Genomic DNA, 273 nt, shown 5'->3' with positions numbered 1-273 from the left:
CCGGCTCGCCGCATCGTGCTCGATGCGGGCAATAACTGTCGCCCGGATCGGTCGCGGCCGCTTATCCCGCGGTTGGGGGCCTATCGTCCGCCGCGTCATGACCTGGCCGAACGGCCGATGTTCAAGGGAAAATTGCCTGACTATCATCCGTCGGTCTTATCAAACAACGACGAAACAACCAAGCAGACTCAATGAACAAGGCAGCAATCGCATTGCTCGGCGCTCTGGCCGGCGCTCTGATTTGCGCAGGCGCGGCCAACGCGCAGACCAGCG

Annotated in this window: 1 protein-coding gene; it reads left to right on the top strand. The window is 61.9% G+C overall.

Features of this window, described 5'->3' with window-relative positions:
* Positions 1 to 195: hypothetical protein (locus tag SB751_RS30480; RefSeq protein WP_410749083.1), on the top strand; the 195-nt coding region annotated here is incomplete at its 5' end.
* Positions 196 to 273 lie beyond the last annotated feature (78 nt).

Source organism: Cupriavidus sp. SIMBA_020 (assembly GCF_046535395.1).
GTDB classification, from domain to species: domain Bacteria; phylum Pseudomonadota; class Gammaproteobacteria; order Burkholderiales; family Burkholderiaceae; genus Cupriavidus; species Cupriavidus campinensis.
Note: the sequence above shows the minus strand (reverse complement) of the source record. Positions and strands in the feature narration are given on the sequence as shown.